Here is a 15,596-nt window from a genome sequence, read left to right on the forward strand (position 1 = left end):
CCTGGCACAGCCCCCTCGGCCGCGACTACACCGACAAACCCACCCACCGCGTCATGTTCATCTGACCCGGCGCCACGCCCGCGGAACGGCCACCGGCGCCAGACCTCACCAACCCAGCAGCGCGAGCACGCCGGTGGCCGCCGCGGCAACGGCGCCGGTCCACAACACGATCGCGACGACCTGCCAGAGGATGACCCACTCCTTGCGCACGCCCGAGGCGACGAAGAACGCCGCCGTCAGCATCGTGGGCAGGGCGAGCGGCGCGATGAGGCTCGCACCGGGAACACCGAATCGCACCAGCCAACGCCGAAGCTTCGCCTGACCCTTGGAGCGGCGATTCTTCTGCTCGTCAGCGTCAGCCTCGACGGTCGTGGTCGAACCCGCACCCGCAGTCGACTCCGCGAGACCTGATGCACCACTGCCCGCAGTCTGCGCTGCGGCCTTCTGGGATTCCGCACGGTCGGCACGGCGTGCGACGACGCCGCCCCGGATACGCGAACCGAGCAGGACGACGGCGACGACGCACAGGATGTTCCCTGCGATCGCGGCGACCGCCGCGACGATCGGGTTGATGCCGGCGATGATGCCGAACGCGGCGGCACCCTCGCCCTCGATGTACGGAATCGCCGCGACGAGCGCGACCATCACGGGCTGGAGGAACTCGGGAACCTGGTTGATGAAGTCCTGCAGCCAGGGATACGGATTGTCCATGTCTCATCTCGTTTCGAAAGGCGGATGAGATGTAGTCAAGACCGTGTTCTCAGAACAGGGTCAAGCGCCGACCGATCCGGCTTCATCCCCTTGACCCTGTTCCGGGAACAGGGTCTTGAATGGGTCCAGACGTGACGAAAGGAGTCGAGAGCAGATGGCATGGAGCACACGGGAACTGGCGGATCTCGCCGGGACGACCGTCAACACGGTGCGGCACTACCACCGCGCGGGGCTCCTCGAGCAACCGGAGCGAATGTCCAACGGGTACAAGCAGTACCGCGCGCGGCACCTCGTGCGGCTGCTGCAGATCCGTCGGCTGCGCGACCTCGGGGTGCCGCTCGCGCAGATCGAAGCGGTCGGGGTCGCGAACGGGGCGGATGCTGCGCAAGCCGCACAGGCGCTGCGGGCGATCGACGCCGACCTCGCCGCGAGCATCGAGCGACTGCAGCGGGCGCGCGCCGAGATCCGGGCGATCCTTGACGGCGGGACCGCGACCGACGTTCCCGCCGGCTTCGAGGGGGTTGCGGCGACGATGTCCGACGCGGACCGGTCGCTCATGCTCATCTACGAGCAGCTCTACGACGAGTCGGCGATGAACGACCTTCGGCAGATGGTCCAGGCCGAACCCGACGAAGCGGGCACCGAGTTCGACACTCTGCCCGCCGATGCCGACGATGCCACCCGCCAGCGCCTCGCCGAAGCGCTGGGACCGCAGCTCGCCCAGCACCTGTCCGACTTCCCCTGGCTGCTGCAACCCGCCGAGCACCTGTCGAAGAGCGAGCGAGTGACCCAGGAGACGTTCGTGGAGACGTACACCGAGCTCTACAACGAAGCGCAACTGAACGTCCTCGTCCGCGCCGCCGCCCTGGCCAACGAACTGATGGCTGCGGATGCCGCAGCAGACGATGAAGCACACGATGAAGGAGAAGACCGTGCCGAGTGACCTCGAACGCATGTCGGCAGAACCTCTGCTGGTCGAAGATACGCTGCTGCTGCTCTTCCAGCCCGATTCCGGAACAATCGCCGGGGAGAACATCCTCTTCTACGTGCTCGGCGGAGCAGTCCTCAGCGACCTCGCCCTCGCCGGGCGCACGGAAGCGCAGGAGAAGACCCTCTCGACGCGTGTCGAGGCCACCGGCGACGGCCCGCTGCCGGACGCGCTGCTCGACCCGGCCTGGGAGTTCCTGTCGCAGAAGCCGCGCGACGTGCAGACCGCCCTCGCGGCGATCGGCCCCGAGCTGCGCGGTCCCGTCCTCGATCGACTCGTCGCTCGCGGCGATCTGAACCGCGAGAAGGGGAAGACGCTCGGCATCTTCCCCTCGACGAAGCTCACTTTGGGGAGCGGGCGACGGGCGGCGCTGATGGACCGGGTGCGCGCCGCACTGGTCGACGGCGAGACGCCCGATGCCCGGACCGGGGCCAGCATCGCCCTCCTCTCCGCGAGCGGCACGCTGCCGCAATTCCACCGAGAGATCCCCTGGAGCGGCGAGGTCTACACCCGCGGCAAGGAGCTCGAGCGCGGCGACTGGGGTGCTGCCGCGGCCTCGTCCGCCGTCACTCGCACGATGAACGCGATCATCGTCAACGCGGTGATCGCGGCCACCGTTCTGCCGCGAGGCTGAGCACCGGCGGCGGATCGCTGGGTCGGTCCGCCGCCGGTGGAATGTGAGCTGCTCAGCTCTTGCGGCGCCCCCGCACGACGACGAGGCCGAGACCGAGCAGCAGGAGCAGGACGCCGATGACGACGATCCAGACCGGCAATGCCCCGCCGGTCGCCGGCAGGATCGTGACCAGTCCGGCATCGATCGTCGAGTTGATGAACGACGCGAGGATCGTGCCGTCTGCACCCGTCACCAGCCTCATGTCGGCGGAGTTGGCACCGAGCGAGAACACCGGGGTGCGCCCCGAACTCATCGGATTGGAGTCCTCATCGCCGCTCGCGCCGGTGGTCGTGAACCGGTACCCCGCCGGCAGGTCGGTGAACTGGATGAAGTAGTCGCCAGCGAACAGGCCGTCGAACAGGTAGTGCCCGTTCGCGTCGGTCTTCACCGGGGCGACGACGTCTCCCCGCCAATTCCGGGCCGGCGTGCCATCGGCGTTCCGCAGCGTGACGGTCATCCCCGGAACCGGCTTCTCACCGGCATCCCGGCGGCCGTTCGCGTTCGTGTCGAACCAGACGACGTCACCGACGGCGAACAGATCCTGCGCGATACCGAGATCGATCGTCGGGTTGATCTGCGCGGCTCGGCTGACCCCGTCGGCCGCCGTCACCGCACGGACGTCCGTTCCGCCGCCGCGGAGAGGGAACACCGGGGTGAGGCCGCTGACATCGGGGTTCGAGTCATCCGCGCTCGAGGAGCCGGGCGCCGACTGCACCGTGGGGTGGAAGCCCGCCGGCCAGTTCGAGAACTGCACGCGGTAGTCCCCCGGCACGAGACCGTCGAAGACGTAGTGGCCTTCGGCATCGGTCACGACCGGAGCGACCGGTGCGCCGTCCGCGCCGAGGGCAGGAGTGCCGTCGGCGTTGAGCAACGCCACCGTCACGCCTTCGACCGGCGTCTCGTCGGCGCCCTGCCGGCCGTCGCGGTCCTTGTCGACCCAGACATAGTCGCCCACGGCCAGCAGCGGGATGAGTCCGGCATCGATCGTGCGATCGATCCGCTGCGCGACGGAGGTGCCGTCGCCGACGGCGACCGGCGTGGTGTTGTCGCCGGCCGGACCGAGCACGAACGGCGGTGTCACGCCGTCGGGTGCCGGGTTCGAGTCGCCGAGCGCATCGCCGGAGCCCTGCCGCGTGAGCTGCAGGCCTGCAGGTGTCTCGGTGAACGACACCGTGTACGTTCCCGGCGGCAGGCCGTCGAACACGTAGTGCCCCGCGTCATCGGTGCGCACCGCAGGCACCGGGTTCCCGTTCAGGTCGTTGACCGGGTTGCCGTCGGCATCCATCAGCGTCACCAGCACACCGGCGACCGGCGGCTCATCGGCATCCTGACGCCCGTCTCCGTCATTGTCGAGCCAGACGAAGTCCCCGACCGCGAAGGCCTGCGTGAAACCGAAGTCGACCGTGAGCAGATCGGCGGCGTCACCGCCGGGTCCGTGGGCGCCGGCGCCGATGGCATCCGCGTCCACGTCTCCCGTCGGGTTGTCGCGCGTCAGCGAGACGACACCCGACGTGATGCCCGTCGTCGCCGGACTCGGCGAGTTCACGCCCTTGTCGGCGTTGTTCGCGGCAGGGTCCGCCGAGGTCGGCGACGACGAGAACCAGTCCTGCAGAGGCGCGCCGGCGCCGAAGTTCGATGCCGCGACCCGTACCTGGTAGTCGCCGGCCGGCAGGCCGTCGAAGCGGTAGAAGCCGTTCTCATCGGTCGTGGTCGTGACGGGTGACCCGCCGATCAGGAACGGGTCGCCGGCCGCATCGAGCAGCTCGACCACAGCGCCGACGACCGGCTTCTCGCCGTCGTCGTACGCCCCGTTGTTCGCTTCGCCGCTGCCGGTGCCGGCGTCGAACCAGAGCCGGTTGCCCAGCGAGAGGCCGGGCACGAACCCGAAGTCGGCCGTCAGGTTGTCGAAGGCGTCGCCGAGCGGCCCGTGCGCGCCGGCCCCGACCGCTCCCGCGTCGAGGTCGCCGAGCGGACGGTCGGCAACGCCGAGCGTGACGGGACCCGACGTGATCCCGGTGGTCGCGGGCGAGAGCGAGTCCTCGCCCTTGTCGCTGTTGTTCGACGCGGTGTCGAAGGCAGCGGATGCGCCGGTCGACGAGAGCCACGATCGCAGCGGACCGTCGGCGGCGAAGTTCGATGCCGCCACCCGCACCCGGTAGTCGCCGGGCGCGAGGTCGTCGAACCGATAGAAGCCGGCGTCGTCGGTGGTCGTCGTGCCGACGACGTTCCCTGCGGCGTTCAGCAGTTCGACGGTCGCACCCGCCACGGGGGCCTCACCGGAGTCGTACTGACCGTTGTCGGTCTGCGCACCCGGACCGGTGTCCTTCCACAGCCGGTTGCCCAGCGAGTAGGTCGGTCCTTCGACGACGATCGGCGTGCTGTCGTCGTTGTTCGACGGGCTGCCGGCGGCCGGGACCGGATCGCCGTTCTCGTACTTGTTCGGGGTCGCGCCGACCGGGATGGTCTCCGGCGTCCGCTGGTCGGGCGAAGGTTCGACGACCGCGAAGTTGACCAGGGTGCCGGGCGTCTCGGTGCCGACCGTCGCCGTCACCGTGATGGGCGAGGCCGCATCTCCGGACGCGAGATCGTCACCGAGCCAGCGCAGCGTGACCTCGGGACCCGTTCCGTCGACCAGCTCCCAGTCCGTGCCGGTCGCCGAGACGAACGTCAGCCCGTCGGGGAGCAGATCCGAGACCGTGAAGCCGGTCACGGCGGTGCCCGGTCCGTTGTTCGACGGCGTGAGCTCGTAGGTCACCGTCTGGGTCGCCTTGTACGGCGTGGTCTTCGAGGTGAGCTGCTTGTCGATCGTCAGGTCGTACGGCTGGATGAAGCCGAAATCGACCGTCAGGTTGTCGAAGCCATCGCCGAAGGGCCCGTTCGCACCCGCACCGGCGGCACCCGCATCGACCTCGCCGGTCACACCGGGCTGCAGGTCGATCACCGCGGAGGTCACTCCGGTCGCCGAGGGATCGGAAGCATCGACTCCCTTGTCGGTGTTGTTGCTCGCTGCGTCGAAACTGCTCGAGGTCACGGTCGACGAGACGTAGTCGGCGAGCGGGCCGCCGTCGGCGAAGTTGCTCGCGGCCACGCGCACCCGGTACTGACCGGGCTCGAGGCCGTCGAACCGGTAGAAGCCGTTCGCATCGGTCGTGGTCGTGATCGGGTCGCCATCGAGATCGAGCACCGGTGCGCCCGCCGCGTCGAGCAGCTCGACGAGGGCATCGGCCACGGGGTCCTCATCCGGGTCGGCGATCCCGTTGTTCAGGTCGCCACCGGCGCCCGTGTCGAACCAGAGCCGGTTGCCGAGGCTCATCGCCGCGACGAGACCCGCGTCGATGGTCGGATTGATCTGCCGCGCAGCCGTCGTACCGTCGCCGGGTTCGACGGGCCGGGTGTCGTCGCCGACCGCCAGCGTGAAGACCGGCGTCAGTCCGGTGTCGTCGGGATTCGAATCGTTCGACGTCGTCGACCCGTCGGCGGATGCCGTGGTCGGCACGTAACCGGCCGGGAAGTCCGAGAAGCGGATGCGGTAATCGCCGGGCACGAGGTTGTCGAAGACGTAGTGGCCGTTCGCGTCGGTCGTGGCGGGGGCCACCGGGTTGCCGTCGCCGTCGAGCGCCGGGGTGCCGTCGCCGTTCAGCAGGGTCACCGTGACGCCGACGACCGGGCGCTCACCGGCATCCTGGATGCCGTCGCGATCGCGATCGAACCAGACGAAGTCGCCCACGGCCAGTCGCTCGACGAAGCCGAAGTCGACGGTGAGGTTGTCGGAGGCGTCGCCGTTGGGGCCGTGATCCGCAGCGCCCGAAGCGCCGGCATCCACGTCGTCGTCCGGCTGCGCGCCCAAGGCGAGCGTCACGGTCGCCGACACGACACCGGTCGCGGCCGGGTTCGGCGCATTCACGCCCTTGTCGTCGTTGTTCGTCGCGGAATCGAACGCTGCCGAGGTCGGCGTCGAGGAGAAGTATCCGGCCAACGGGGCACCGGCGGCGAAGTTCGACGCGGCGATCCGTACCTGGTAGTCGCCGGCAGGAAGGTCGTCGAAGCGGTAGAAGCCGTCGTCGTCGGTCGTCGTCGTCACCGGGTTGCCGTCGGCGTCGAGCACCGCGGCACCCGCACCGTCGAGGAGCTCGACCACGGCACCCGCGACCGGCTGCTCGCCGTCGTCGACGGCTCCGTTGTTCGCCTGACCGGCCGCGGATCCGTTGTCGAACCAGAGCCGGTTGCCCAGCGAGAGACCGGGAATGAAGCCGAAATCGGCCGTCAGGTTGTCGAACTGGTCGCCGAACGGTCCGTTCGCGCCCGCTCCGTTCGCGCCGCTGTCGACCTCGCCGGTGACGCCGGGCTGCAGATCGATGACCCCGGAGGTGACGCCCGTCGCGGCAGGATGCGGCGCATCCTCGCCCTTGTCGCTGCTGTTCGATCCCGCATCGAACGCGGCCGACGCGCCCGTGCTGGAGAGGAAGTGCGCGAGGGGTCCGCCGTCGGCGAAGTTGCCCGCGGCGACGCGCACGCGATACGGCCCGGCTGCCAGCGCGTCGAAGCGGTAGAAGCCGTCGGCATCCGTCGTCGCGATCAGGGGCGCACCGTCGTCGCCGAGCACCGGGTTTCCGTCGGCGCCGAGCATCTCGACGATCGCACCCGCGATCGGCTGCTCGCCGGCGTCGTACTGCCCGTTGTCGGTCGCGGCCCCCGCACCGGTGTCGAACCACAGGCGGTTGCCGAGGCTCAGCGTCGGGGCGAGCACCGGGATCTCGGCACTGTCGTCGTTGTTCGAGGGACTGCCGGCGCTCGGCGTCGGGTTGCCGTTCTCGTACTTGTCGGGGCTGCTGCCGACCGGGATGCGCTCGGAGATCGGGATGTTCGGCGTCGGTTCCACGACGGCGACGTTGCGCAGCGAGCCCGTCGTGACCGACGTCACGCGCGCGGTGACCTCGATCGGGAATGCCTGCTCCCCGGCGCCGAGTTCGGAGCCGATCCAATCGAAGGTCAGCTCCTGGCCGTCGACGTCAGGACCCGTCCAGAACAGGCCGCTCGCCGAGACGAACTCCAGACCGGCGGGGAGGCGATCGGACACCGTGAAGCCCGCGTAAGAGGTCGCCGGGCCCTTGTTGGTCACGAGGAGCTCGAAGACGACCTCGTCCCCGACTCGGTAGGGACCGTTGCCCGAGGTCAGCGACTTGTCGAGCGCGAGGTCGAACTGCCGCACGAAGCCGAAGTCCACCGTGAGGTTGTCGAGTGCGTCTCCGCCGGGACCGTGCCCACCCGCTCCTGTGGCACCCGGATCGATGTCGCCGGTGAGGCCGGGAGCGAGGGCGATCACGCTCGACGTCACACCGGTCGATGCCGGATCCGGCGCATCCGCGCCCTTGTCGCGGTTGTTGCTCGCCGCATCGAACGCCGCAGATGCTCCCGTCGACGAGACCGAGCCCTCCAGGACGCCGCCGGGGGCGAAGTTCGCCGCAGCGACGCGCACGCGATACGGTCCGGCGGGCAGATCGTCGAAGCGGTAGAAGCCGTCGGCATCCGTCGTAGTCGTGAGGGGAGCGCCGTCAGGACCGAGCACGGGGGCACCGTTCCCATCGAGCAACTCGACGACGGCGCCGTCGACCGGCGCCTCGTCGTCGTCGAAGACGCCGTTGTTGGCGTGTCCGCCATCCGGGCCCACGTCGAACCAGAGGCGGTTGCCGAGCGAGAGGAGCGGCACGAAGCCGAAGTCGAACGTGTGGTCGGCGGAGCCGGCGGAAGGCGTGCGCACCGGCGCGCTCACGAGGACCGGAGACTGCCGCACGCCGTTCGAGTCGACCGCCCGGTCAGCGCCCGCGGCGGTCACCGTCGGCCCGAGGTGCTCCAGCGGGCCGCCGGAACCGAAGTCCGCGGCGTTGTCGAGGCGGATCTCGTAGTTCGTCTCGGGGTCGAGAACGAGACCGTACTGCGCGGACCCCGTCGACGTGCCCGGCGATGAGGAGAAGTAGTAGTCGCCGTTCGCGTCGGTCACCGCCGTCGCGATCAGCGCGCCGGCGGTCGAGTACAACCGCACGGTGACGCCCGCGATCGGCGCCTCCCCCGCGTCCTGGATGCCGTCCCGATCGGGGTCCAGCCAGACCCGGTTGCCGATCTCGACCGGTGGTGCCGCGGCCAGCGTGGTGAGGTCGCCGAGACCGCCGGCCTTTCCGAACCCGCCGTCGGTCACCGCCGTGCGCGTCAGGGAGGCGCCCCGGACCGTCGACCCGTCATTGTTCCGGAAGACCCGCAGGCCGTCCTGATTCAGCGCGACCGGATCGATGACCGTCGCGATCACGTCGGTGTATCCGGGGATCTGCAGGGCCGACCCGATCGCCGTGTTGGCGTGGTAGCTCCGGAACTCGCCGGTCTGAAACACCGTCTCGTAGAACTTGCCGCCGCCGATACCCCAGTTGTTGTTCAGCTGCGGCGATGTCCCCGCGCCACAAGCACCGTCGCTCTCGAGCACCAGACGACCGGTACCGTTCACGCAGGCACGCAACATGTCACCCACGCCGATGTAGGTGTAGATGCGGGTATCCCCGGGAGTGGTGCTGCTGAGTGCCGCGCCGTACTGGTCGGCGGAGCGATCCTTGATCGACAGCGTCAGGTTGCCCGCGGCGTCGAACACGACGGACGAGGCGACAGGCGAGGGGCCGTCGAGCGACAGCCCGCGGGTGCCCTCGCGGAACGCCTCCTCCCACGGACGGTAGTTGTTCGTTCGGGTGGTAGCCGGCAGATTCGCCGAATACGCGGGTCCGCGGTCGAAGGTCAGAGGTGCGCTCAGCACCGCGGGTCCGAAGGTCCGCGTGTCTTCGTCCATCGGCACCACCCAGGCGCGCAGATCGTCGACGGTCGGGCCGGTGCACGTCAACGTCACGTAGAGGTTCCCGCGGAACGTGCCCAGCCCGTAGGGGCGCACCCAGCTCGGATCGCAGCCCGCGGCCGCGGTCAGCGGGATGTCGATCGCCTGGGGCGTCCCTGCGGTCGGCGCCGCGGCCGGCGTGGCCCCCCGGGTCAGAGGAACGGCGTAGAGCTTGCGATCGTTGAGGTTGACCGCATACAGCGTGCGCTGATCCTCGGAGATCTCGATGTCGCCGAGGCCGACCCGTCCGGGCGCGGAGAAACCCGAAGGGTCGTGCAGCCAGTCGTAGCCGGTGAGATCGGCGGGGCGGGGGTTCGTGCCCGCGTTGGGGATCGTCGCGAAGGGAGTGCCGTTGGGTGCTCCGGTCGTGGCATCCGTGAGATAGATGGCGCCCAGGCCCTGCGGCCCGACCATGGTGCCGCGGCGGAAGGAGGCACCGCTGAGGACGAATTTCTCACCGTAGTTCGCCGTCCCCCAGACGGTCCCGATCTGCCCCTGCGTCGCCAGTGCCGTCCGATCGGTCGCGGGGTTGCCGGTGGTGTCATAGGCGACGCCGAAGAGAGCAGGCTGGTCGGGCAGGTTCGGAGTCGGACCAGCCGTGTTGTTCTGGGAGCCGTTGCTGGCGAAGACCGATCGCTGGGTCGGCACCACGACCCGGGGAACGCCGGCGGTGGTGCGGACCATGCCTTCCTGCGTGACGCCGAGATCGGCGCCCGTCGCGCCGATGCTCGCGAACTGGACGGTCGTCCCGTTGCCCGACCCCGCTCGTGCGGGGCGGAAGCCCGTGGGAAGTCCGGTGAACTCGACCCGCACGGCGGAGGTCGCAGCTCCCGTGACCGTCAGGGTGTAGGCGCCGTTCGCGGCGGTCGTGGTCGTACCGCGCACCACGCCGGTCGAGTCGGTGGCGGTGACCCGCACTCCGCCGACACCGGTGTCGCCGCCGAAGTCGCCCGATGCCGCGTCACGCGTGCCGCTGTCGTCGAAGTCCTGGTAGACGACGCCGGTGACCGAGCCGTCGGCGGCGAGCGCCGGCTGCGCGACGACCAGCGTCGAAGCGATCATCGTCGCCGCGGCGAGAACCGCGAGAGCACCGAGACGAGCGCGCCGTTGCGGACGCGCCGACGTCGCAAGGTATCGATCCACAGTTCTCCCCCGATTGAAGCGACTTCAGCCAGGCACCGACCGAAGCACAGAACGAGTCGATGATGGCAGGGGCCTTTTCACGGACTTTTCTCTATGTGTGAAAGCGCGGAGGGGGAGGCGTTCAGCCGAGTTCGGGGGCGCGCGGAACCGCGACGTACTGCTCCGCATGCAGGAGCACCGACACCGTTCCCGAAGGAAGGTCGGCCTCGAAACGCCGCAGTCCACCCGACGCGTCGACCCAGAAGCGCGTGGTACCGGCGCCTTCTCCCGAGGCGGACTCCGACGGCCCGGCGAAGACGTCCACGGGCACCCCGTCCACCTCGTCGCCGCGGAGCCACTGCGCATCCGACGTCTGCAGCAGCTGGGCGTTGTCCGGGCGATCCACCCCGAGGCTCGCGATCAGCACGAGCATGGCATCCACCGCCGACGCCGAGGGATCGAGCGGCCGGGCTGCCCCGGGGGCGGCGGGCGGAGCATCCGGCACCGTCACTCCGTCGCCTTCGCCGACCCACCCGACGAAGGTGTCGGCATCCCACGTGACGACGGCCGAGCCGTCGTCGAGCGCGGCCGCGGCGATCCCCAGACCGGCGCGGTAGTCCACCCGCCCGTGGAGTGCGACGGGGCCGTCGGCCGTCGATACCTCGACCTCGAAGCCCCGGCTCCCGTCGCGATACGCGAGGAACCGGGCGGCCGCAAGCTTCTCCGCCTCCTCGGCGGTGAGGGCACGAGGGCCCTCTGCGGCGGGTGATGCGGTCGGCGTCGGCGCGTCTGCCGGCCGGAACGCCAGCAGCGCCCACGTTCCGATGCCGAGCAGGACCGCCGCGACGACACCGATCGCGACCCACCGCCGACGCGTCGTCATGCTGCTCCGAAGATCGTCGAGCCGAGCGGATGCTGCGCGTCGAAGCCCGGGAGGGCGAGGAACGCGCCCGTCGCCGTCGTGAGCGTGAAGTCCAGCAGCGCGTCGGACTCCGACATCCGCTCCATCGTCTGCGTGAAGGTGCGGAGCTCGGCCTGGAAGCTCACGAACAGCAGTCCCAGCGGGTCGTCCATCGAGTACGAGCGCCGCAGCATCAGCGGCACGCCCGCCGGCCGCGGGTGCGCGCGTCGCACGTGCGCGTCGGCGGGGATCAGGTACTTGCCGTCGGGCGATTTGGCCTGCAGATCGACATCGTCCCCGATCGCACCCCCGGAGAGCGGTGCGCTGCTCGCACGCTCACGCCCGATCGCGCTCTCCTGCGCCTCGACCGGGAGGCGCTGGAACGCCGCGAGGTCGATCTCCATCCGGCGCACGACCATGATGCTCGCCCCTGCCACGGCACCCTGGCCGATCCACACCGACTCCGCCCGCTCGTCGACCGAGATGGGCGCGGCGATCCCGTCGACGAATCCGAGAACGTTGCGGGGCGCCGTGTGGTCGCCGCGCACCGCGACCGAGGGTCCGCGGGCTCCGCGCTGCCGCCACCGCTCCGTGAGGGCGGACGTGTCAGCGAGCAGACCGGCGAGGGCCAGCGGAGGGACGAGCGGATCGGAGGCGCACACCTGGATCACGAGGTCGCCGCCGCGGTGCCGCTCGTCGATGTCCTCGCGCGGAAAGGCCGGCAGCGGTTCCGTGCCCGGTCCCTCGGCGACCACCTGCTGCACGAGCCGCGGCCCGACTCCTACGGTCACGCTGAGGTCACCGGGAGCGATTCCGGCGAGCGCGGGATGGTCGCCGGACGTCAGCGCGAGGATGCTGTCGCCGAGGCGCGCGAGCACGCCGACGGGGCCGCCGTCGAGGTCGTAGACGCCGAGGAGCAGGTGCGGCTGCACGGCCGCCGGGCGGGCGATGCCGGCCTGATGCTCTCCCGTCGGGACGACCGGCCGCACGGCATCCGCGACCGGATCGCGAGGGACCTGCTCGGCCGGCGCGCACCCCGCGAGCGCAGTGCCGAGCGCGGCGATGCCGCCGGAAGTCAGCAGGCTGCGCCGCGAAATCCCGCCTGCCTCATTCGCCACGACGATGATGATAGCCCCCGCATCCTCGACGCTCGGCACGGCCTCGGTGGCCCCTATCATGATGCGATGCGCAATCGACTGGTCGCCCTGCTGCTCGTCTCGGCGGTCGTTCTCGTGTCCGGATGCGCGGCTCCGGCGCCCCCGGAGACCGCCGAGAAGGACCCCGCGATCCTCGCCGTCCCGGCCGATTTCCCCACCATCACGGAGGCCGTCGACGCCGCCGCGGAGGGCGACACCGTCCTGGTCTCCGCGGGCGTGTATCGGGAGACCGCGGCGATCGACACGCCCGGGGTCACCCTGCGCGGAGCGGACCGCAACGGCGTCGTGATCGACGGCGAAATACTGCGCGGGAACGGGATCGTCATCTCAGCACCTCGCGTGACCGTGCAAAATCTGACCGTGCGCAATGCCACCCAGAACGGCGTGCTGGTCACCGGTATGCGCAACGACGACGGCGCGGCCGTGGGCGGACACGACGGCTACCGGGCCGTCGATCCGGACGATTTCCCGCTGCTGGACGGATTCCTCGTCGACCACGTCACGGCGTCGAACAACGGCCTGTACGGCATCTACGCCTTCAACGCGTCGAACGGCGCGATCACCGACTCGTACGCCTCGGGAGGAGCGGACTCCGGCATCTACGTCGGCCAGTGCCAAGAGTGCAACATCGTGGTCTCCGGCAACGTCGCGGAGCGCAATGCCGTGGGCTTCGAGATCGCGAACGCGGGCGGCGACCTCCGCATCGTCGGAAACCGCTTCGCAGGCAATCGCGTCGGCGCCACGATCAACTCCGACTACCAGGAGGCGTACCTGCCACAGGCGGGCGCCACGTTCGCCGGCAACCTCGTCGCGGCGAACGCGCAGCCCGACACGCCGGAGCAGGCGGACGGCGGATTCGGGATCGGGATCGGGATCGCCGGGGGTACCGAGAACGACGTCCGCGCGAACCTCGTCATGAGCAATCCCGCGGCCGGTGTGATCGTCACGTCCGCCGAGGACCTCGGCCCGATCGACAACCGGGTCACCGGGAACACGTTCGACTCCAACGGCATCGACTCCGTCTACGCGCCGACCGCTCGCGGACTCGGGAGCGGAAACTGCTGGGAGGGGAATTCTCTCCAGAGCACGTCACCCGCCGACCTCTCGACCGCATCGCCCTGCACGGCTCCGACCGCGCTGCCGCCGGGCATCATCCCGACGTCGACGGCGCCCGCGGGCATCCCGTTTCCCGATGTCGCGGCACCGCCCGCACAACCGGACCTCGGTCCGTTGGACGCGCCCGCCCGGCCGTGGCGCGGGGCGGACGACGTCCCTCGCATCGATGCCGACGCCGTGGAGATCCCCGCCCCGACGCTGCTCGCCGACCGCGCGGCCGTCACCTTCTGACGGCTAGCTGGTCTGCGTCACCTTGCGGAGCCCGGCCGGACGGTCGGGATCGAGACCTCGGCCGACAGCCAGCTCCAGAGCGAGCTGCTGCAGCGGGAGGATCTCGAGCAGGGGGATGAGAGCGGGGTCGAGACCGGGGCGGGACATCCCGGGGAACGACGAGTCCAGCACGATCGGCCGCCCACCGAGTCCGACGACATCGTGCACGAAGGACTCGACCGACTCACGACCGCCGGGGCTGGCGGTGAGGAACAGGACGGGCGTTCCGGCGACCACCTGGCCGAGCGGACCGTGCTTGGCGTCGGCGGCGCTCCACCCTGAGGCGGCGATGCTGTTCGTCTCCATCAGCTTGAGCGCGCCCTCTTTCGCCGTCGACATCGAATAGCCGCGACCGACCACGAGCACCCGGGCGGAGTCGGCCAGCTGCTCCCGCCACGTGGCGACGACGGGTGCCCCCTGCGTCATCACCTCGGTGGCCGCCGAGGCGATGCCGAAGAGCGACTCGAAGGTGTCGTCGCGCGATGCGCCCGCCGCCCGTGAGAGCACCGCGTACAGTGCGAGGAGCTCGGCCGTGTAGGTCTTGGTGGCCGCGACGGAGAGCTCCGGTCCTGCGGAGAGCGCGATGTGGACGTCGCCGAGCGCGGCGAGCGGACTCTCCGGGTCGTTCGTGAAGGCGATCACGGGCACACCCGCCGCCTTCGTCGCCCTCACCGTGGCGAGGAGGTCGGGTGACGAGCCCGACTGAGAGATGGCCAGCATCACCGAGCGCGGGAAGCGCAGTCTCGTCCCGAACGCGGTGAACGTGCTCGGCGTCGACAGCATGGCCGGAATCCGGAGCAGGTTGTGAGCCAGGTACTGTCCGTACTGCGCGGCGTGATCGCTCGACCCGCGGGCCGCGAAGACGAGCAGCTCGGGGTCGGTGGCGCGGATGATGGCGGCGGCGGCGTCGATCGACCCGCGCTCGGAGAGGGCGAGATCGACCCAGCGATCCGGCTGCTCCGCGATCTCGGCGCGCATGAGGGCGCCGGGAACGGCGGCGGAGGTCAAGACTGGAGCCCGGTGATCATCGCCACCAGTTCGTTGTGAGTCGTGTCCGCGATGCGCTTCACTCCGACCTGCGTGCCCCGACGGAGCACGGCGACCCGGTCCGCGAGGCGGAAGACCTGCTCCATGTTGTGGCTGACGATGAGCACGGCGGCCCCGCGGGCGCGGAGCTTGGCGATGGTCTCCTCGACCTTCGCCGTCTCGGCGACGCCGAGCGCCGCCGTCGGCTCGTCGAGCAGGACCAGCCCCGACGCCCAATGCGTGGCTCGGCAGATCGCGATGCCCTGCCGCTGCCCTCCGGAGAGGTCGCTCAGCGTCGCGCGCGCCGACGGGATGCGCACGTCGAGCGTCTCGACGAGCTCCTGCGTCTGCTGCGCCATCTTCTTGCGATCGAGGATGCGCAGCGGTCCCGTGGTGAGCTCGCGCCCGAGGAAGAGATTCATGTAGACGGGCTGGTCGGCCACGAGTGCGAGGTCCTGGTAGACGACCTCCACACCCTGGGCGCGGGCATCCGACGCGTCACGGAAGTTCGCCGGGGTGCCGTTGAGCCAGATCTCGCCCTCGGTGGGCTGGTAGAGACCGGAGATGATCTTGATCAGCGTGGACTTTCCGGCGCCGTTGTCGCCGACCAGAGCGACGATCTCTCCGGGCATGACCTCGAGGTCGAACTGCTTGATGGCGACGACGCCGCCGAAGCTCTTGCGGATGCCGACCAGGCGGAGCGCGGGCGTCTGAGTGTCGACGGGGACATCGTTGAGGGAGGGGGAAGCGTTCATGAGCGTGTC

General features: G+C 70.1%; 9 protein-coding genes. 3 read left to right on the forward strand and 6 right to left on the reverse strand.

All coding sequences use genetic code 11. The features are described 5' to 3' along the window. Positions 1-105: 105 nt before the first annotated feature. Entirely contained in the window at positions 106-711 is a 606-nt protein-coding gene (locus tag DW306_RS05615; RefSeq protein ID WP_136054636.1) for a small multidrug efflux protein, read from the reverse strand. Between the two features lie 154 nt (positions 712-865). Between DW306_RS05615 and DW306_RS05620 the strand changes: the two genes are divergently transcribed. Both DW306_RS05620 and DW306_RS05625 read left to right on the forward strand, forming a co-directional pair. Beyond that, positions 866-1,654 carry a MerR family transcriptional regulator gene (locus tag DW306_RS05620; RefSeq protein WP_136054637.1) on the forward strand — a complete coding sequence of 263 codons (789 nt, stop codon included), beginning with the start codon at positions 866-868 and terminating at the stop codon, positions 1,652-1,654. Continuing rightward, positions 1,629-2,333, forward strand: coding sequence for a GPP34 family phosphoprotein (locus DW306_RS05625; RefSeq protein ID WP_240747085.1), 705 nt, complete (start codon positions 1,629-1,631; stop codon positions 2,331-2,333). Before DW306_RS05620 ends, DW306_RS05625 begins: the two co-directional genes overlap by 26 nt. 52 nt (positions 2,334-2,385) lie before the next feature. Here the strand turns inward: DW306_RS05625 and DW306_RS05630 are convergent, their stop codons facing one another. From DW306_RS05630 to DW306_RS05640, 3 genes are all read right to left on the reverse strand, one after another. After that, a complete protein-coding gene (locus DW306_RS05630) occupies positions 2,386-10,383 on the reverse strand; it encodes an SdrD B-like domain-containing protein (protein WP_136054638.1) in 7,998 nt (2,665 codons plus the stop codon). 121 nt (positions 10,384-10,504) lie between these two features. Beyond that, positions 10,505-11,245 (reverse strand): hypothetical protein, encoded by a 741-nt coding sequence (locus DW306_RS05635; protein WP_136054639.1) that lies wholly within the window; start codon positions 11,243-11,245, stop codon positions 10,505-10,507. After that, complete coding sequence (locus DW306_RS05640; RefSeq protein ID WP_205814103.1) at positions 11,242-12,381, reverse strand: Dyp-type peroxidase; 1,140 nt, start codon at positions 12,379-12,381, stop codon at positions 11,242-11,244. Before DW306_RS05640 ends, DW306_RS05635 begins: the two co-directional genes overlap by 4 nt. Before the next feature lie 66 nt (positions 12,382-12,447). Here DW306_RS05640 and DW306_RS05645 point away from each other — a divergent pair, with 66 nt between their 5' ends. Beyond that, complete coding sequence (locus tag DW306_RS05645; RefSeq protein ID WP_136054641.1) at positions 12,448-13,767, forward strand: right-handed parallel beta-helix repeat-containing protein; 1,320 nt, start codon at positions 12,448-12,450, stop codon at positions 13,765-13,767. 3 nt (positions 13,768-13,770) lie between these two features. Here the strand turns inward: DW306_RS05645 and DW306_RS05650 are convergent, their stop codons facing one another. After that, positions 13,771-14,814, reverse strand: coding sequence for an SIS domain-containing protein (locus tag DW306_RS05650; RefSeq protein WP_136054642.1), 1,044 nt, complete (start codon positions 14,812-14,814; stop codon positions 13,771-13,773). Continuing rightward, the gene (locus DW306_RS05655) at positions 14,811-15,587 is read right to left on the reverse strand and encodes an ATP-binding cassette domain-containing protein (RefSeq protein ID WP_136054643.1); all 777 of its coding nucleotides are present in this window, start codon (positions 15,585-15,587) and stop codon (positions 14,811-14,813) included. The genes DW306_RS05650 and DW306_RS05655 overlap by 4 nt, the downstream gene beginning before the upstream one ends. Positions 15,588-15,596 lie beyond the last annotated feature (9 nt).

Source organism: Microbacterium sp. K24 (assembly GCF_004794465.1).
GTDB lineage: Bacteria > Actinomycetota > Actinomycetes > Actinomycetales > Microbacteriaceae > Microbacterium.

What these genes read in the sequence shown, in the direction of transcription:
- DW306_RS05635 (WP_136054639.1), bottom strand. Translation starts at nt 11,245, where the DNA reads ATGACGACGCGTCGGCGGTGGGTCGCGATCGGTGTCGTCGCGGCGGTC.
- DW306_RS05620 (WP_136054637.1), top strand. Translation starts at nt 866, where the DNA reads ATGGCATGGAGCACACGGGAACTGGCGGATCTCGCCGGGACGACCGTC.
- DW306_RS05625 (WP_240747085.1), top strand. Translation starts at nt 1,629, where the DNA reads ATGAAGGAGAAGACCGTGCCGAGTGACCTCGAACGCATGTCGGCAGAA.
- DW306_RS05615 (WP_136054636.1), bottom strand. Translation starts at nt 711, where the DNA reads ATGGACAATCCGTATCCCTGGCTGCAGGACTTCATCAACCAGGTTCCC.
- DW306_RS05655 (WP_136054643.1), bottom strand. Translation starts at nt 15,587, where the DNA reads ATGAACGCTTCCCCCTCCCTCAACGATGTCCCCGTCGACACTCAGACG.
- DW306_RS05645 (WP_136054641.1), top strand. Translation starts at nt 12,448, where the DNA reads ATGCGCAATCGACTGGTCGCCCTGCTGCTCGTCTCGGCGGTCGTTCTC.